Source organism: Spirosoma soli (assembly GCF_042684525.1).
Lineage (GTDB): Bacteria > Bacteroidota > Bacteroidia > Cytophagales > Spirosomataceae > Spirosoma > Spirosoma soli.
In genome coordinates this window covers 1-18,902 of record NZ_JBHULN010000018.1, presented here as the reverse complement: position 1 = coordinate 18,902, position 18,902 = coordinate 1, and the positions used below count along the sequence as shown (strand labels likewise).

Genomic DNA, 18,902 nt, shown 5'->3' with positions numbered 1-18,902 from the left:
AGATTTTAAAACAAGGACCGTGAATGCCGCAAGTGTGCATCCAACGTAGTGCCTTGGGTTTAGAATGTAATCTTTAGCGTGCCTCCTAATCGCCGGGCACTGGGTCCGGTCAGGAATTCGAAGCCGAGGCCATTGCCAACGCCCAACCCTAAGTTGTCCGTGTCGAAATTTAATCCTTTGGGGAAGTACAGGGCTCGGTACCAAAGGTTGTTCCCGAACAAAGAAATTGACGCTCCTTTTACGGATAGTTTGCTCAGGAATTTCTTAGGCAGTTGATACGCCAGCGACACTTCCTGAAGCCGAATCGTTGAACCGTCATAAATCCGGCCTTCATCGCCAAAGAAGTAATAGTTGTTAAAGTAGAAGTCCGACGAGGTGATCTGGATGTCGTTAGGCGCACCATCGGCGTTTTTAACCCCAGGAATAATGACGGTCTGCGATCGGTCAGTTCCGGCCAATTGGCCATTGTCGGTAGCGACTAACCCCCGGCCCAGCAACGCCCCGGCCGTAGTTGAATACATGGCGCCCCCATGCCGATACGAAAGCATTACGCTGAGCGATAGCCCTCTGTACCGAAATTCGTTGATCAAACTGGATGTGAAAGCGGGGTTAGGATTACCCAGCACAACGGGGGACGTAGTGGCCAGTAAATAGCCTTGCCCATCGATTAGGTATTGCCCATTTTCGTTGCGCCGGAATCCTGTTCCTTTGATAACGTTAAAGGGCTGCCCAACCACGGCATAGTTACCCAACGCCCCGCCAAAGCCAGCTATTTGTACTTCCTGGAGCGTCCCGCCCAAATCCAGTACTTTCGGTACATTACGTGAGAAAACACCAGTTAGGTCCCACGTGAAGTCCCCGCTCTTGGCGGCCGTACCCGATACGCTGATTTCTACGCCTTCGTTCCGAATTTTTCCGATGTTGATCGTTGTGGCCGTGTAGCCTGTCGAGGCATCCAGCGGAGTTCGGGTAATCAGATCGCGGGTATTCCGCTGATAAGCCGTAATGTCAAAGTTGAGCCGGTTGTTGAACAGCCGTCCTTCAATGCCAAACTCGACTTCGGTGTGTAGCTCAGGTTTCAGATTCGGGTTACCCAGTACGTTATCCACCGAGTGGGTCTGCACCGTAGCGCCCGACGAATTCAGCCAGCCCCGGGCGCTCTGGTTCAAAACGCTGCGGGTGCTGTACGGATTGGGGAAGCCAGCCGATGTACCAATGCCTGCTCTGAGTTTCAAGAAGTTCAGAATCCTGCTGCCCTGTAAGCCTCCAAACGCCGAAGTAGGTACGAACGAAACACTAGCCGACGGGTAGAAAATCTGGCGGTTAGCGATTTCTACCGTTGATGTCCAGTCGTTCCGGGCCGCTACGTTCAGGAATAAATAGTCGTTTACATCCGCTGTAATCTCGCCAAATACCCCAATGCGGGTTTGCTCTACCTCGCCGTTTGAGGCAACGTTATCAATGAAATTATTATGGCGGAACAGATTTCTGGCTAGCTGGTTCTGACTCGTAACAGCAATGCTATTAGTCTTGTCATTCCGCATATTTCCGCCGAGCCTACCCGATATGGTAAGCCGCTCGCCAAGGGGTTTTGTATACGATACAATCAGGCTGTTATCCCAGATTGTATTTTTTATGTCGTAGGTGTTATAGAAACCATTGACAAAGTCGACACCCCCTTTGTTAAATTTATACTCCTGATTTTCGGTATAAGTATCCAGACCTGCTTTGTACAACAACACCAGATCTTTGGCAATGTCGTAGGTCAGACTGGTTGTCGTGAAAAAACGATTGACAACGCCGTTCGTTTTGTAATTCGCCAGAATCCAGCGCGGGTTCGGAATATCGTTTCCCGACCGGAAGTACACTGTACCTCCATCAACTGGATTCTCGTAGGGCCAGCCCATCAAATCAACCTGACGAGGTGTAAACAGTACGTTTGCCAGCACAGATGGGAAGCCACCCAGCGAGTTGTTGCCCTGACCTGCGCTCAGCGGGGGCGAATATTGATCGGTATTCGCATAATTGAACGACGTGACAATACTTAGCTTTGGGGTCAATTGCGCCCGAACGCCGACGCCCAGATTCAAGCGGGTCAACCCATTTTCTGGAATGTACCCCTGCTCTTTGTTGTAGCCAACTGAGAGATTGTAGCCAACCCGCTCGCTGCCACCAGACAGGTTCAGCGACGTATTAGAAATGATCCCGGTACGAAAGAAATTCTTGACGTTGTCGGGGTATACCTGCATCTGATAGGGGCTGACCGAGGCTACGTAAGGAGCCATGGCTGACTTCAACGCAGTATTGGTAAAGAAGGCATAGGGGTGTTGCGTTAAGGCCGTATTGGTGTTCTGCGACGGATACGCCAGCGCTTCGGTAAGCGTCGGGCCAAAGTTGCTAAAAAAGTACCCCAGGTTCTGTTGGAACCCGCCGACGTAGTCGTTCTGGTAGCGGGGTAAGTGAGCTGTGTTGGTAAAGACCGACTGCGTCAGCGTCAGTTCGGTTGGCCGGGCTTTTTTGCTACCGTTTTTGGTCGTTACCAGAATCACGCCGTTTCGGCCCTGGTCGCCATACGTAACCGTAGCTGCTAAGCCTTTTAGCACACTTATATTTTCGATGTTATTGGGATCAATATCCAGAAAGCGACTGGATGCCGACTGACCACCGCCCGTGAAGCCATCCCGCGAGTTAGTACTGGAGTTGAACGGTACGCCATCGACGACAAACAACGGCTGAGTCGAGCCAGTAATGGATGAGAAACCCCGTATGTTAATGCTCGTACCGGTGCCCGAAACGCCCGATGTGGCCGTAATATTGACACCAGGAATTTTACCCTGTAGGATTCGGCCGACATCGGCCTGAGGGCGATCTTCAATTAATTTATTATCTAGCGTCGTGACGGCATAGCCCAGCGCTTTCTTCTCACGGACAATGCCCTGTGCCGTCACAACAACCTCCTGCAGGCTTTTGGCGTCGGCCACCAGACGTACATCAATTTGAGTGCGATTCCCAATTTCGATTTCCTGGGTAGCTGTACCGACAAAACTAACTACCAGAACGCTGCTGCCGGTTGGTACAACAATCGAATACATACCCTCCGTATCGGTATTAGCCCCTTTCGACGTGCCCTTTAGCACGACCGAAGCGCCGGGGATCGGGCTGCCGTCTTCGGCGTCAGTAACCCTACCCTTAATCGTTCGTTCCTGGGCATAACAAGTGCCCAAAAATGAGTATAACATGAGTATACTCACCAGTAGTCTTTGCATCATGTACACATTAAATTTAGGTTAAAAAAACGATTTTAATCAAATATATAAATACTAAATTATTCTGCAATATTAATTTCCTTAAAATTTTATATTGCTTTAAGATTTTTAATTAAAATATTATACTGATAATATCTATTAAATATATTTATTAAATTATTTTATTATTTCAAGAGATACTCTATTAAACAGGTAAGCACATAAGTATTCCTCACAAATCAATTAGACTGATTTTTGCTTTTGAAATAATAGAATGAGTTTGTCTCGGAAACCAGTTGAGTCGTTAAAGTGACCAGTTATCAGAGAAACTGGTATGCCCTGTTCCTCTCTGACTGTGCACTACCAAGTTTTGTTACCCGCGCGGTTTCTTCTCCGATACATTCTCTACATTGGCAGATTGCGCCGAAGACTTCAGCTCGTAGAATCGCCACTTCGTCTTGAAATTTTTAGGAAGTTTCTGGTCCGTCAGGATAGCACGGATCATTTCAACAGGCATGGCATTGATCTGCAACACGGCATCGTGAAACTGCTTGTACGTCATGCGGCCACTATCGACCAGCTCTTTCTTGAGCGCCAGAAACTGAAACCCGCCCGTCATGTAGGCCAGCTGATACAGTGGTGGATAGCCCCCGATAAACGACCGCCGGACTTCACCTTCGGCATTGGCCCGTTCGTGCCCTACCCGATCAACCAGAAAGTCGATGCACTGTTGAGGCCCCCACTTACCCAGGTGATAATTGAGCGAAAAAATGATGCGAGCGCAACGGTGCATCCGCCAGAACAACATCCCAATCCGGTCTTCGGGCGATTGCGGAAAGCCCTGCTCCCAGAGTAGCATTTCCCAGTATAAAGCCCATCCCTCCGTCCAGAAGGGCGTATCGAAGTGGCGGTACACTTTGTATCGGTTATTCATGAATCCTTGCAAGTGATGCCCCGCAATAAGTTCGTGGTGGACCGTCGCCCGCGAAAAATGCGGATTGTTACCACGCATGCTCATGAGCTTATCGGGGTGCTCCATAGTCTCCGTGGGATAGGAAATCTGAATGGCTTCGCCCCCTAGAAAAAACGGATTGACCAATTGCCGCTCCGGCGACATCATGGTCATGCGCCAGGTTTCTTCGGCAATGGCCGGAATCGTGATCAGGTCTTTAGCCTTCAGGAATGCCACCGATTCGTTGAACAGCCGCAAGATCAGTTCGGGCTGACGACCCGCGGGCACATAACTATTCTTAACTTTTTCCTGCGCGGCTTTCCAGTTGTCGCCAAAGCCCATTTCGCGCGATGCTTTCAGTAATTCCCGGTCGCACCAGGCAAACTCTTTGTTAGCCATATCGATCAGCTCTTCGGGCGAATACGGAATCATTTCTATCTGCAACTGCCGGAGTAGCTCCTCACGCCCAACGGCCACCCCCGTGATCCCGCTGCCATCGTCCTTAACCGGGGCGGCTTCGCGACTTTTCCGACGTAATAACGAGGTATAGGCCGTCAGCAAACTATCGACTTTCTGGTAGGGCTGCGGCACCCACCACGAAAAGCCTGGCTCGTAGTGATTATAAAATGAGTATACACTCCTGAGTGCCGTTTGCAACCCCTCCGCGGTCGATATAGCTCGCAGAATAAGCGTTGGATTGAGCTTGGTTTCTTTTTTCAACTCCCCCTGCAACTTGCTGATCTGCTGATCCATATCAGTCAGATTTTTGGCGAACTGTTCGGGGCGGAGTACCTGCCCCCGGCGACGGCGTTTTTCGACAGCGTACACGGAATCGGCAAAGGGAAACCACGCTTTGATCTGCTCCCGCTCGCTGGCTTCATCAGTCAGCTTGTTGATCTGCTCCTGCAAATCGCGCTGAAACAGCAGGTAGTCGACCCGGCTGTCGGTATTCATCCGCTCAAAATCCAGCTGCTCCAGCCGTTTCAGGTAATCGCCATAAAATTGTTGAAAGCGTATCCGGCGTTCGGGCGAACCCGTTACGGTATAGAACCTGGTAAGACTGCCCCGATCAGCGTAGAATTGCGTCATCAAATGATGCACACTGCTCGTCTGCGGGTCAATGCCGCTGAGCAGGCTGGAGTTAGTTTGCGCCAGGCCCGACAGGCCGCTGGTTAACAACAGATTGGCGCACAAAAGTGTGGTTAGAAGGTAACGTGTACGCATACGGCGGTAGTTTTAGATGTCGAATTAAGGATGTGTCAGGGCAGCAGTACGGGTTAGGGTGGGGTAATATCCGGAGGACAAGCACGAGAGACCAACGAACAGCACAAATCTGCCCGTTCACTTCGGCCGTCTAATAAGCCAGTAATAGATTGGAATACCGGCCACAATAATTCCCAGGCCAGGTAGGGTGTATCGTGTCTCAAAAAAAAGCAATAGTACCGCCAACGCCAGGGCAATCGCTACATATACAGCGGGTAGAAACGGATAACCAAGCGCTCGGTACGGTCGGGGCAGATCAGGTTGTAGTCGACGCAGGCGATAAATACCCAGAATGGTCAGAATGTAAAAAATCAGCACCCCAAAAATAACCAGCGCCAGCAGGTTATTGTATTCGCCAGTCAGGCATAAAATACTAGCCCACAGGCATTGCATCCAGAGACTGTAGCCCGGTACGCCGTTTTGGTTGAGCCGGGCCGCTTTCTGGAAGAATAACCCATCCTTTGCCATAATGTAATATACCCTCGCCCCCGACAGAATCAGACCGTTGTTGCAGCCAAACGTAGAAATCATAACCATGATGGCCATGATGATGGTACCGTTGCTGCCGAAAATGTAATCAGCAGCCACAACCCCTACCCGATCGCTGGGGGCAAACGCGATATTTTTGAGCGGCACGACTGCCAGATACATCAGGTTGGTGAGCACATAAATCACTGTCACGACCAACGTACCCAGCACCAGGCTTAGCCCAATGTTTCGCTGGGGTCGCTTTACCTCCCCGGCAATCGACGTAATACTGTGCCAGGAGTCGCTCGAAAACAGGGTTCCTTTCATGGCAACTGCAATGGCTCCGAAAGCCCCCAAGCCCGAAAGTGTCGTGTACGAAAGCTGACCACCGTCCAGTGCTAGGCTCGACAGCTTCCAGGCATTTTGCCAGTTGGCGTTCCAGACATCCACCTTTGCCCCCCAGATAAAGCCGCATAGGATGAGTCCGAACAGCGACACCAGCTTCACAATAGTCAGAAAGGTTTGTAGCGCAGCTCCGTCTTTTACACCCCGGCTGTTGATATATGTTAACAGAACAATGACGAATATTGATACCAGCTGGGCGGCCGACAGCCGGAAGAAACCCGCTTCAAGCAGCACATTGGTATCACCGAAGGCTGGGATCAGGTAGGCTGTAAATTTGGCGAACGCTACGCCCACGGCCGCAATGGTGCCGGTTTGGATGACCGCAAAAAACGACCATCCGTACAAAAATCCGACCAGTGGGTTGTAGGCTTCGCGCAGGTACACGTACTGACCACCCGCCCGTGGAAACATGGCCGCCAGCTCACCATAGCTGACGGCGGCAATAACGGTCACCAGCCCGGCCAATAGCCACATGGCCAGCATCCAGCCCGCCCCGCCCACACTACGCGTCACCTCCGCAGCGACGATAAAAATGCCGGACCCTATCATGGAACCAGCCACGATCATCGTCGCGTCGAGCAGCCCCAGACGGGGTACGAATTCTTTTACGGGTTTAATTACCGTTTCCGTGGTCATATCATTGCCGGTAAACGTACTACACAGATTGGATGAACATTCAGTCTATTAATCCATTACTTAATAAGCTCAATAAGTCAGGCAAACGCAACATTAAAAAACCGTTTCCTGCGGAATAAATCATTGCTTTACGCGAATCTAACCAAAGAATGTAAGGCAATAAAGCGATTTTCAATCACATCCAATGATCAGCACTCTCCACTTGTTAAAAAAGTATCAGCACTCGTGAATCACTGCATAAAACAGAGCTATTATGGCCTGTATCTTCGTATTGTCACGCTCTTGTAGTTACCACCACACACCAGCCTTTTTTAGGTTTTCATCCTGATTGACAAGCCAGAAGCATTCTTAGGCATATGACCCTTGTGAGTAGGGTCTATCCGCATGTCAATTAGTAGTTTTTGGTGCTGATACTATTTTACTGGTATGTCATTACGTTTCTCATGCGAACTCTCATAAGTAAGAGCCTCCTGATTTTAGCTTACACCGGGTTGGTGGGGATAAGCTATGGTCAGCCCGGATCGGGTGGCGACTACCCCATTCAGCCGGTACCGTTCACCGCGGTTAAAGTGACCGATCAGTTCTGGGCACCACGCATCCGGCGCAACCATGACGTAACGATTCCCATTGCTCTCAAGCATTGCTACAGTACCGGCCGGGTCGATAATTTCCTGGTGGCCGGGCATCTTAAGGCGGGCAATAAGTTCTGCACCGAATTCCCGTTCGATGATACGGATATCTATAAAATCATTGAAGGAGCCAGCTATTCTCTGCAAACGTTTCCTGATAAAAAGCTCGAAGCGCAAATCGACACGCTGATTGGGTATGTGGCCAGCGCACAGGAACCCAACGGCTACCTATACACGGCTCGTACCATCGACCCGGCCCATCCGCACCCCTGGTCGGGGCTCAAACGGTGGGAGAAAGAATCGGATCTTAGTCACGAACTTTACAACAGCGGTCACCTCTTCGAGGCTGCCGTTGCGCATTACCAGGCCACGGGTAAGAAGTCGCTGCTGACGATAGCCCTCAAAAACGCTGATCTGTTGGTGAAAGAATTCGGCCCCGGCAAACTACGCCACGCGCCCGGCCATCAAATCGTTGAGATGGGACTGGTGAAGCTCTACCGCACGACGGGCAAAAAAGAATACCTGAACCTGGCTAAATTTCTGCTGGATGTGCGCGGTAAGGGAAAAGAGTACAGCCAGGATCATAAGCCGGTTACGGAACAAACTGAAGCCGTTGGACACGCGGTGCGGGCCACCTATATGTACTCGGGCATGGCCGATGTGGCAGCCATTACCGGCGATAAGGCCTACGTAACGGCCATCGATAAAATCTGGCACAATATCGTCGACGAAAAGTATTACATCACGGGCGGCATTGGAGCCGAGGGAGGACATGAAGGATTCGGCCCTGCTTACAACCTGCCCAATATGTCGGCCTACAACGAGACCTGCGCAGCAATCGGTACTATTTACTGGAACCAGCGGCTGTTTCTGCTCCACGGCGACGCTAAGTATTACGACGTACTGGAGCGAACACTCTACAACGGCATGCTGTCGGGCGTGTCGCTCAGTGGCGACCGTTTCTTTTATCCGAATCCGCTCCAGTCGCAGGGGCAGCACGCCCGCTCGGCCTGGTTTGGCTGTGCCTGTTGTCCTAGTAATGTGTGTCGGTTTATTCCGTCGATGCCCGGTTATGTGTATGCCCAGCGCGGCAACCGGCTTTACGCTAATTTATTCGTTAACAGCACGGCCAACGTAACCCTTGCCGGAACGAACATTAATGTGGTTCAGGAAACAACCTATCCCTGGGCGGGCAACATTACGTTTACGTTGAATCCGGCTCAACCAAAACCCTTTGAACTAGCCATCCGAATACCGGGCTGGGCGCAAAATCAGCCCGTACCTGGCAATCTATATGCGTTTGCCGATCAGGTTAGTAGCCCCGTAACAATCACCATTAATGGAAAAAAGGTCGATTATACCCTGGCCGATGGGTACGCCATTTTGAGTCAGACCTGGAATAAGGGCGATGTAGTTCAGCTGTCACTCCCGATGGACGTTCGGCGCATACGGGCAAATGATCAGGTCAAAGCCGATCAGGATAAAGTGGCGCTGGCCCGTGGTCCGATCGTGTATTGTGCCGAGTGGCCCGATGCGCCCGATGGTCATGTACTTGATTACATCCTGCCCCAGCAAAATCGCTTTCAGGCCACCTATAATCCAACGCTATTTGATGGGGCAGCCGTTATTACCGGTGAGGCACAGAAAGTAAAACGCACGACCGACAACTTGCTAAAAACCAGCCCGGCGCGCTTTACGGCTATTCCGTATTACGCCTGGGCAAACCGTGGCAACGGAGAGATGGCTGTTTGGCTGGCCACCAAATCCTCGGCCGCTAAGCCAATGCCCGCTCCAACGATTGCCTCAACCAGTACCATCACGGCTTCGCTCACAACCAAGGCCCTGGTAGCCCTGAATGATCAGGATACGCCTAAGAACTCCAACGACCACGACAACATTTACTACCATTGGTGGCCTAAAAAAGACACGGTGCAGTGGGTGCAATACACCTTTGCGAAGCCCGCTACGGTATCGTCGGCTAAGGTATACTGGTTCGATGATGGCCCGTGGGGCGGTTGCCGCATTCCCGCATCCTGGAAGCTACTCTACCAGACAACGGGCGGTGACTGGCAGCCAGTAAAAACTAAAACGCCCTACGCAGTCAGTAAAGACAACTACGACGAAGTCACGTTTGAGCCGGTGCAAACCAGCGCTCTTCGCATGGAGGTCCAGTTGCCCAAAGAAGCGTCCAGCGGCATTCTGGAGTGGGCGGTTTATTAAAGATATGAACGAATCTGCCTTGCGGTACCACTTTGTCGGGAAGGCGTGGGTAGGTATCAATGAGATTTTATCTCAACATGACATCCGTAATTTTGATGCGGAACAGGCCGCTGGTGAACCGAGCCGTCCCCGACATGCCATTTTGAAGACGGTTGTAAACACTGGTATCCTCACTGAACGTAACGGCAAAACGGCCTTCTACCATCCCCGTCGCTTTGTTAAACTTCGTTACCTTGATAAAACCAGGTTTTAGTCCCCGGTAAACATAGCGTTTAGTCAACCCGCCGGAGTTACTTATGTAGGAAAGGTTGGCGTACTCCTGCTTTAGTTTGCTCCGTTTGTCCAGCTTAGTCATAGATGTACGGCTTTTTTTCAACGGGATATTGTAAATCACTAACGCCTGCGTTCTGGTGCACTCAGGGTCTACACAACCGTTATGAGTATTAGGATTTGATCCGCTACTCATGCCGGGGTAAGCAATGTCAGTGTAGACCAATAAGTTGAACTGGCGAACATTGTCAAGTTGTTGACCCGGTTCTTTCAAGCGCAATACTTTACCGGTGCCGTACCAAACGGAGTCGTTAAGAGTACTGGTTACATTAAAAGTACTGTTCGCAGGTAGGGAAGGTTGACGGACACATCCTACACAACCAAGGAGCCAGATCAAGTAATAGCAGAAAGCTTTCATAACTGTTTCTTTTCTTTCGAAAAGAAATAGTCAACAGAAAACTAATTATCTAGTTAATCATTTAACAGGATCTCTTGGTGAGTTACCTGACCCTAACAGTTTGAAAGCCAGACAATAGATCATCCGCTCGGTAGTCCGGTTCTTATCTAATTGATTATTGACGTTAAAACCGGTCTGGACTAAAGGCTGAAATCTCCATACTACTGACTTTATCGGCCACTACTTCACTTACCAGCTGCCCGGTAGCTGGCCCCAAACTTAAGCCCATCATACCATGCCCCGTTGCCAGCACAACGTTATCAAACCGCGCCGTGCGACCAATGTACGGTAAGCCGTCGGGTGAGCAGGGACGTAACCCACGCCATACTTTATCAACCGGCGGCATGTCGACGGCAATGTCGGGATAGTATTGATTGATGGCTTGAACGATACCTTTTACACGACTCATGTTCACCGTCATGTCGGTACCTGCCACTTCGAGCGTACCGGCAAAGCGCAGATCCGACCCCATGGGGGTGGCTGTGGCGCGGGCCTCCAGCATAATGGCCGGAATACGTACGTTGTTTGTTACGTTACGAAGCATGAAGCTATATCCCTTTCCCCCCTGTAGCGACAGATCAAGTCTCAGTTGGCGGGCCATACCGGGCGACCAGGCACCTCCGGCAATAACTATCGTATCGACGTCATAATCTTCCTGGGCGGTTTGTATCGACCGAATGCGTTGGCCACACTTCACAAATCCGGTTACGGGTGTGTTCTCCAGGATAAGCACCCCTTCCCGGCGCAGATAGCTCACCAGCGACTTAATTAGTTCATTCGGATTCAGATGGGCATCGCCCGGATAAAGAATGCCCCCCCGCACATCGACGCGGGTGTTAGGCTCCAGCGCCTGCACCTGCTGGCCATCCAGTATCCGCGCTTCGATGCCCGCCCGGTTCGCCACTTCAGCTTCTTCAGCCATTTCGTGTTCGGCGGCAGCGGTTTTATAAAGCATAAACAGGCCCCGCTCCTGCCATTCAAACGTAAGATCACCGTTGGCCGCCAGGTCCTGATAGAGCGTTTTGCTGAGCAGGCTCAGGTCGCGCAATACCGGAATGGAGCGCTGTACGTGTTCGTTGTTGGCATGACGGTAGAATAACCAGCCCCAACGCGCCAGATCGAGGTTCAGGCGCGGCTTGACGTAGAACGGGCTTGTCGATTTGAGCATCCAACGCATGCCTTTGGCGATCATGCCCGGTTGAGCCAGCGGAATAATGTGACTGGGCACGATCATACCCGCATTGCCAAACGAACAGCCGTCCGAAATAGGGTTCTGATCGAACAGAGTCACTTTATGCCCGGACTTATGCAGGTAATAGGCCGAACACAATCCAATAATACCTCCGCCAACAATACCAACTTGTGCCATAGTCTAATGAGTGAAATCGGGAAAGGGCAAACGAGTGGATCAAGCAATAAACGCTTATTCACTCGTTTACCCTTTCATTCATTATATAACCTGAAACCCGTGAACATACGGATCATCGTCGTCCAGCATCAGGTGGTTGTAACCGTAAATCCGCGCCCAGCCTTCAATACTCGGCACGATAGCCGGCTTACCAGCCAGTTCGGCTTCGGCCTCGATACGACCGTTGAAAATGGACCCAATGATGCTTTCATGGACAAATACGTCGTCGGGCTTCATTAACCCTTTGGCATACCGCTGTGCCATACGGGCCGAGGTACCGGTGCCGCAAGGAGAGCGATCAATGGCTTTATCGCCGTAAAATACAGCATTGCGGGCCGTAGAGGTGGCTTTTAACGGTTTTCCGGCCCAAAGGATGTGGCTTAACCCGTTGATGGTTGGGTTCTCAGGATGGACAAACGAGTACGTCTCGTTCATCCGTTGCCGCATCACCCGTGCCCAGGCTACCAACTGTTCCGCTTTGTAGTGTTCGAGTCCGGGGAAATTCGGCTGGGTGTCGACAATGGCGTAAAAATTTCCTCCGTAGGCTACGTCAACGGTTAGCTCGCCCAGGTCCGGGCATTCGACGGTCAGGGCTTCGGCGGCCAGGTACGATTTGATATTCGTAATCTTTACCGACGTTACTTTGTTTCCAGCCAGTACGTATTCTGCTCGTACGAGTCCGGCAGGCACTTCCAGATGCAGGACACCCGGCGTTTTAGGGCGAATCAGGTTTTGTTCGATGGCCACCGTCACGGTCCCAATCGTCCCATGGCCGCACATGGGCAGGCAACCGGATGTTTCAATGAACAGTACGCCCGCGTCGTTGACCGGGTCGATAGGCGGGTAGAGGATACTCCCCGACATCATATCGTGGCCACGGGGCTCAAACATCAGCCCTGTACGAATCCAGTCGTATTCGCGCAGAAAATGCTGCCGTTTTTCGCTCATTGATGCCCCCTGCAAAAAGGGAATACTGCCGCCCGTAACGACTCGAACGGGATTACCGCAGGTGTGGGCATCGATGCAGAAAAAATGGGACTCAGCCATACTTAGTTGACAGATGTCAGTGCCGGCCGTTTGGCCAGGGCAGTTTCAATGATAGAGAGCACTTGCTCCCGTTCGGCACCAACCAGCGGCAGTCGCGGTGCCCGCACGTGTTCGGAGCCGATACCGGTTGCCTGAGCCGCCAGTTTGATGTATTGCACCAGTTTGGGGTGAATATCGAGCTCGAGCAGTGGCATGAACCAGCGGTAGATGTCCAGCGCTTCGGCGATCTGCCCCGCCTTGGCTAACTCATAAATCGCCACCGTTTCGTTCGGGAACGCATCTACCAGGCCACCCACCCAGCCATCGCAGCCGAGCAGTAGTGCTTCCAGCGCCAGCGTGTCGACTCCACCCATTAACTTGAAGCGGTCGCCAAACGCATTCCGCATCCGGGTCACATTGGTCAGGTCGCGGGTCGATTCCTTCACGGCCTGAATGTTGGGCAGCTCGGCCAGTTCCTCAAACATGGCTACGGTGGTCATGATCTTGTAATCATACGGGTTATTATAGATCATAATCGGTAGCGACGTTCCCTTAGCAACGGACTTGAAGAACGTTACCGTTTCGCGGGCATCGGCGGGGTAGCGCATGGGTGGCAAGAGCATCAGCCCGTCGGCTCCGTTCGCTTCAGCCTCCTGAGCGCAGGCAATGGCTTGTCGGGTAGCCTGTTCGGCGATGTTGATAAGCACCGGCACTTTACCAGCGCACACGGCCAGGGCCGATGGCAGCATCGCCATTTTCTCATGATTCAGCAGTGTGCTGGCTTCGCCCAGCGAACCGCCGATGATGAAGCCATGCACACCAGCTTCCAGCTGCGCATACAGGTTTTTTTCGAACAGCGGCAGATCAACCTGGTCATCCGCCGTGAACGGGGTCAGAAGCGCGGGATAAACACCTTCCCACCGGACAGTAACGTTCATAATAATAAGCTGGGTTGTTGAACTTAGTATAACAATGTAAAGTTACCAGACCTCTTCAAGCTGTATTTGCAGTATTTAATGAACAATGGTACTATATTCACTACTTTGACTACCCGTACGGAAAAAATCGTGAAAAAATGTATCAATGAAGCCACTGTTGTTTAAAGTACTTGCCCGAGATGACCGCTCGTTCCGAATAGAGCAAGACAGCTTTCCTTATTTTTATAAGCTACTGCATTTTCATCCGGAAATACAACTTACGCTTATTCAGGAAGGCGAGGGTACGTTGATCGTTGGCGATAAAATTGACCGTTTCGCGCCAAATGATGTACTGATGCTAGGGTCAAATCTGCCTCATGTGCTACGCAGCGACCCTGACTATTTTCAACCAGGTTCATCCCTGCGCTCCACCTCCATCTCTGCCCTATTCCGGCCCGAACACCTGGAGCCAACCGTCCTGAACATTCCCGAAACGAGACACTTACAACAGCTTTTGGCAGAATCGCAGTATGGCATACGACTCCGTTGCCGAATAGGGCATCCACTGACCAGTCAGTTTGAGAAATTACCGTCACAGCGCCCATTTGAGCAACTGGTAACCTTGCTGAGCATCCTGGATTTTCTGGCGACGACCGCAACCCGTGAGATTCTTTCGGCCACCGCGTTTACGCATCCTCAGCGGCCGGAAAATCAACAGCGTCTGGAACGGGTATTCTCTTTTATTTTAGATCAATATCATTCGCCAATTTCGTTAGAAGACGTGGCCAATGTAGCGAATCTAACACCAGGGGCTTTTTGCCGCTTCTTTCGTCAGCACACCCGTAAAACGTTCTCTACCCTGCTTAATGAAGTGCGAATTGAACACGCCTGTCGCTATTTACGCGAGTCAAACGAAACAATAAGCCAGATTGCCTTTTCATGCGGATACACGAACCTGTCTAACTTTAATCGTCAGTTTAAGGAAATCACCGGAATGTCTCCGGGGCTATACATACGGAACTACAACAGTTCACCTCAGTAGCGTCAGGCCATAATTAGATAGATGTGATTGGGTGTTATCAGACCTGGTCATTCTTAGCGAGGAGCCTTACAAGACAACTCTATAGTTGACAAGGTCTGACAACATTTGATAATCTACTTAAAACAGCAAAACCCCGGCAACATATCGCCGGGGTTTTGTTTTATCATGTTCTCTCTGTCTTATTTGAGAGCAGTACGGCCCGTTTTTGTTTTCTGAATCACAAACGGTACGCACTTCGGTGCTGGGCAATCACATGGTATGTTCAGCAAGGTTACGTTACGCTCTACAAAACAGCCCGCTGCGTTGTAAACACGAACCACGTAGGTCTCTTGTATACCTGTGCGAGTGATGTTCGGTACGATAACGCCACCCGCTGGGATTGGCTTCGCCTGAGCGTAACTGGTAGCTCCACTGTACACACCGCCCGTTGATACGTCGTAACGATCGTCCGGACCAGCGTTGATGATAGTCACTTGGCCATCCGTACCTGGGGTACCATTCGTGCAGCTAGCTTCTTTAGCCACTAAGCTAAAGCTATCTGGTAGCGCGTTCACTACAGCCGTCACCGCCGTTGTGCTTGGGCAACCTGTCGCCAGATCAGTCACGGTTACGGTATACGAACCACTGTTCGCCGTCGTCGCATTCGGAATGCTTACGGTAGCTCCTGTGGCCGTAAAGTTATTCGGACCGCTCCAGGCGTACGTAGCAGCTGTTGTCGATGTTGACGCCGTTAACGTTAACGAATTGCCGGCGCAGATTTCAGGCGCAGTGGCTACAATCGATAGTGACACTATGTTGCTGAGAACACTCGTGGTCGTCGATGCTGTAGCTCCGTTCTGGGCCGTCACTGTCACCGAGTAAGCACCCGCTACGCTCACTGAGATGCTTGGCGTGGTCGCCCCCGTGCTCCACAAGTAAGTCACTCCTGGGCTGGCTGTCGTTGAGATCGTCGCCGTTAGAGCCGTGCAGCTGAGCTCGTTGCTCACCACCGCCGTTACACTTGGCAACGCCGTATCACTCACCACTGTAGTGGTCGTCGTAGCCGTGCAGCCATTGGCGCTAGTCACTGTCACCGAGTAGGTACCCGCACTGTTAACCACAATGCTTGGCGTGCTCTCGCCCGTGCTCCACAGGTAGCTCACCCCCGGTGAGGCCGTGGTCGAGATGGTCGCCGTGGGCTGAGCCACCGTCAGGGTGTTGCTTACCGAGGCCGTCACCGTTGGTGTGGCCGTATCGCTGATTACGGTAGTCGTCGTCACCGCCGTGCAGCCGTTAGCACCCGTCACCGTCACCGAGTAAGCACCCGCTGCGCTCACTGAGATGCTCGAAGTCGTCGCCCCCGTGCTCCACAGGTAGCTTACGCCTTCACTAGCCGTCGTTGAGATCGTGGCTGTTGGCTCGGCGCAGGTCAAAGTGTTGCTTACACTGGCCGTTACCTCAGGTACCGCCGTGTCACTGAAGACCGTCGTGGTCACCGACGCCTTGGCTCCGTTCTGGGCTGTCACCGTCACCGAGTAAGCACCCGCTACGCTCACTGAGATGCTTGGTGTGGTCGCCCCCGTGCTCCACAGGTAGCTCACCCCGGGTGTGGCTGTGGTGCTGATGGTCGCCGTCAGAGCCGTGCAGCTGAGCTCGTTGCTCACCACCGCCGTCACACTTGGCAACGCTGTATCACTCACCACCGTCGTGGTCGTGGTGGCCGTGCAGCCATTGGCCCCCGTCACTGTCACCGAGTAGGTACCCGCACTGTTAACCACAATGCTTGGCGTGTTCTCACCCGTGCTCCACAGGTAGCTTATGCCCGGCGTAGCCGTCGTTGAGATCGTCGCCGTTGGTTGAGCTACCGTCAAAGTGTTGCTTACCGAGGCCGTCACCGTTGGTGTGGCGGTATCGCTGATTACGGTAGTCGTCGTTACCGCCGTGCAGCCGTTAGCACCCGTCACCGTTACTGAGTATGGACCAGCCGCACTCACTACGATGCTTGGCGTGCTCTCACCCGTGCCCCACAGGTAGGTAGACCCGGGGGTGGCCGTGGTGCTGATGGTGGCCGTGGGCTCAGCACAGGTCAGGGTGTTGCTCACACTGGCCGTTACCTGCGGTACCACCGTGTTACTCACTACTGTGGTGCTGGTGGTAGCCGTAGCCCCGTTAGCTGACGTCACCGTCACCGAGTACGCCCCCGCTACGCTCACCGAGATGCTGGCTGTCGTCGCCCCCGTGCTCCACACGTAGCTCACCCCGGGTGTGGCCGTCGTTGAGATCGTCGCCGTCAGGGCTGTGCAGCTCAACTCGTTGCTCACCACCGCCGTTACACTTGGCAACGCCGTATCACTCACCACCGTCGTCGTCGTGGTGGCCGTGCAGCCATTGGCGCTAGTCACTGTCACCGAGTAGGTACCCGCACTGTTGACCACAATGCTTGGACTAACCTCGCCCGTGCTCCACAGGTAGCTTACACCCGGCGTAGCCGTCGTTGAGATCGTCGCCGTTGGTTGAGCTACCGTCAAAGTGTTGCTTACTGAAGCCGTTACTGTCGGCACCGCTGTATCGCTCACTACGTTGGTCGTCGTTACCGCTGTACAACCGTTGGCCGAAGTAACCGTCACCGAGTATGGACCAGCCGCACTTACCGAGATGCTCGAAGTCGTCGCCCCCGTGCTCCACAGGTAGGTAGACCCGGGGGTGGCTGTCGTTGAGATGGTCGCCGTGGGCTCAGCGCAGGTCAAAGTGTTGCTCACACTGGCTGTTACCTCAGGTACCGCCGTGTCACTGAAGACCGTCGTGGTCACCGACGCCTTGGCTCCGTTCTGGGCTGTCACCGTCACCGAGTAAGCACCCGCTACGCTCACTGAGATGCTTGGCGTGCTCTCGCCCGTGCTCCACAGGTAGCTCACCCCGGGTGAGGCCGTCGTTGAGATCGTTGCCGTCAGAGCCGTGCAGCTCAACTCGTTGCTCACCACCGCCGTTACACTTGGCAACGCCGTATCACTCACCACTGTAGTGGTCGTCGTAGCCGTGCAGCCATTGGCGCTAGTCACTGTCACCGAGTAGGTACCCGCACTGTTGACCACAATGCTTGGACTAACCTCGCCCGTGCTCCACAGGTAGCTTACACCCGGCGTAGCCGTCGTTGAGATCGTCGCCGTTGGTTGAGCTACCGTCAAAGTGTTGCTTACCGAGGCCGTCACCGTTGGTGTGGCCGTATCGCTGATTACGGTAGTCGTCGTCACCGCCGTGCAGCCGTTAGCACCCGTCACCGTCACCGAGTAAGCACCCGCTGCGCTCACCGAGATGCTCGAAGTCGTCGCCCCCGTGCTCCACAGGTAAGTAGACCCGGGGGTGGCTGTCGTTGAGATGGTGGCCGTGGGCTCAGCACAGGTCAAAGTGTTGCTCACACTGGCCGTTACTGTCGGCACCGCCGTGTCACTGAAGACCGTCGTGGTCACCGACGCCTTGGCCCCGTTCTGGGCTGTCACCGTTACCGAGTAGGTGCCTGCGGCACTCACCGAGATGCTTGGCGTGGTCGCCCCCGTGCTCCACAGGTAGCTCACCCCGGGTGTGGCCGTCGTTGAGATCGTTGCCGTCAGAGCCGTGCAGCTGAGCTCGTTGCTCACCACCGCCGTTACACTCGGCAACGCCGTGTCACTCACCACCGTCGTGGTCGTGGTGGCCGTGCAGCCATTGGCGCTAGTCACCGTCACCGAGTACGTACCTGCACTGTTAACCACAATGCTTGGACTAACCTCGCCCGTGCTCCACAGGTAGCTTACGCCCGGCGTAGCCGTCGTTGAGATCGTCGCCGTGGGCTGAGTCACCGTCAAGGTGTTGCTCACACTAGCCGTTACTGTCGGCAGGGCCGTATCGCTCACTACGTTGGTCGTCGTTACCGCTGTGCAACCGTTGGCCGAAGTAACCGTTACTGAGTATGGACCAGCCGCACTCACTACGATGCTTGGCGTGCTCT

At 52.9% G+C, this 18,902-nt stretch carries 10 protein-coding genes; 2 read left to right on the top strand and 8 right to left on the bottom strand.

Annotated elements, in window-relative coordinates; all coding sequences use genetic code 11:
- Window positions 1-59: 59 nt before the first annotated feature.
- From ACFSUS_RS22610 to ACFSUS_RS22600, 3 genes are all read right to left on the bottom strand, one after another.
- Window positions 60-3,269: a SusC/RagA family TonB-linked outer membrane protein gene (locus ACFSUS_RS22610; RefSeq protein ID WP_381526104.1), complete on the bottom strand. Its 3,210-nt coding sequence runs from the start codon at window positions 3,267-3,269 to the stop codon at window positions 60-62.
- A gap of 349 nt (window positions 3,270-3,618) precedes the next feature.
- Window positions 3,619-5,421, bottom strand: coding sequence for a DUF885 family protein (locus tag ACFSUS_RS22605; RefSeq protein WP_381526102.1), 1,803 nt, complete (start codon window positions 5,419-5,421; stop codon window positions 3,619-3,621).
- Between the two features lie 117 nt (window positions 5,422-5,538).
- The gene (locus ACFSUS_RS22600; protein ID WP_381526100.1) at window positions 5,539-6,969 is read right to left on the bottom strand and encodes an APC family permease; all 1,431 of its coding nucleotides are present in this window, start codon (window positions 6,967-6,969) and stop codon (window positions 5,539-5,541) included.
- A 443-nt stretch (window positions 6,970-7,412) separates the two neighbouring features.
- Here ACFSUS_RS22600 and ACFSUS_RS22595 point away from each other — a divergent pair, with 443 nt between their 5' ends.
- Window positions 7,413-9,818: a glycoside hydrolase family 127 protein gene (locus ACFSUS_RS22595; RefSeq protein ID WP_381526098.1), complete on the top strand. Its 2,406-nt coding sequence runs from the start codon at window positions 7,413-7,415 to the stop codon at window positions 9,816-9,818.
- A 67-nt stretch (window positions 9,819-9,885) separates the two neighbouring features.
- Here ACFSUS_RS22595 and ACFSUS_RS22590 read toward each other — a convergent pair whose 3' ends face one another.
- The 4 genes from ACFSUS_RS22590 to ACFSUS_RS22575 all read right to left on the bottom strand — a co-directional run bounded on the left by ACFSUS_RS22590 (window position 9,886) and on the right by ACFSUS_RS22575 (window position 13,917).
- Window positions 9,886-10,173, bottom strand: coding sequence for a hypothetical protein (locus tag ACFSUS_RS22590; RefSeq protein WP_381526095.1), 288 nt, complete (start codon window positions 10,171-10,173; stop codon window positions 9,886-9,888).
- Between the two features lie 496 nt (window positions 10,174-10,669).
- Window positions 10,670-11,914 carry an NAD(P)/FAD-dependent oxidoreductase gene (locus ACFSUS_RS22585; RefSeq protein ID WP_381526093.1) on the bottom strand — a complete coding sequence of 415 codons (1,245 nt, stop codon included), beginning with the start codon at window positions 11,912-11,914 and terminating at the stop codon, window positions 10,670-10,672.
- A gap of 81 nt (window positions 11,915-11,995) precedes the next feature.
- Entirely contained in the window at window positions 11,996-13,000 is a 1,005-nt protein-coding gene (locus ACFSUS_RS22580; RefSeq protein WP_381526091.1) for a 4-hydroxyproline epimerase, read from the bottom strand.
- Window positions 13,001-13,002: 2 nt separating this feature from the next.
- A complete protein-coding gene (locus ACFSUS_RS22575) occupies window positions 13,003-13,917 on the bottom strand; it encodes a dihydrodipicolinate synthase family protein (RefSeq protein WP_381526089.1) in 915 nt (304 codons plus the stop codon).
- 145 nt (window positions 13,918-14,062) lie between these two features.
- Here ACFSUS_RS22575 and ACFSUS_RS22570 point away from each other — a divergent pair, with 145 nt between their 5' ends.
- Window positions 14,063-14,938, top strand: a complete 876-nt coding sequence (locus ACFSUS_RS22570) for an AraC family transcriptional regulator (RefSeq protein ID WP_381526087.1) — start codon at window positions 14,063-14,065, stop codon at window positions 14,936-14,938.
- A 179-nt stretch (window positions 14,939-15,117) separates the two neighbouring features.
- Here the strand turns inward: ACFSUS_RS22570 and ACFSUS_RS22565 are convergent.
- Window positions 15,118-18,902: beta strand repeat-containing protein (locus ACFSUS_RS22565; RefSeq protein ID WP_381526085.1), on the bottom strand; the 3,785-nt coding region annotated here is incomplete at its 5' end.

Coding starts and splice junctions, on each gene's coding strand:
- ACFSUS_RS22610 (WP_381526104.1), bottom strand. CDS start 3,269: ATGATGCAAAGACTACTGGTGAGTATACTCATGTTATACTCATTTTTG.
- ACFSUS_RS22605 (WP_381526102.1), bottom strand. CDS start 5,421: ATGCGTACACGTTACCTTCTAACCACACTTTTGTGCGCCAATCTGTTG.
- ACFSUS_RS22600 (WP_381526100.1), bottom strand. CDS start 6,969: ATGACCACGGAAACGGTAATTAAACCCGTAAAAGAATTCGTACCCCGT.
- ACFSUS_RS22595 (WP_381526098.1), top strand. CDS start 7,413: ATGCGAACTCTCATAAGTAAGAGCCTCCTGATTTTAGCTTACACCGGG.
- ACFSUS_RS22590 (WP_381526095.1), bottom strand. CDS start 10,173: ATGACTAAGCTGGACAAACGGAGCAAACTAAAGCAGGAGTACGCCAAC.
- ACFSUS_RS22585 (WP_381526093.1), bottom strand. CDS start 11,914: ATGGCACAAGTTGGTATTGTTGGCGGAGGTATTATTGGATTGTGTTCG.
- ACFSUS_RS22580 (WP_381526091.1), bottom strand. CDS start 13,000: ATGGCTGAGTCCCATTTTTTCTGCATCGATGCCCACACCTGCGGTAAT.
- ACFSUS_RS22575 (WP_381526089.1), bottom strand. CDS start 13,917: ATGAACGTTACTGTCCGGTGGGAAGGTGTTTATCCCGCGCTTCTGACC.
- ACFSUS_RS22570 (WP_381526087.1), top strand. CDS start 14,063: ATGAAGCCACTGTTGTTTAAAGTACTTGCCCGAGATGACCGCTCGTTC.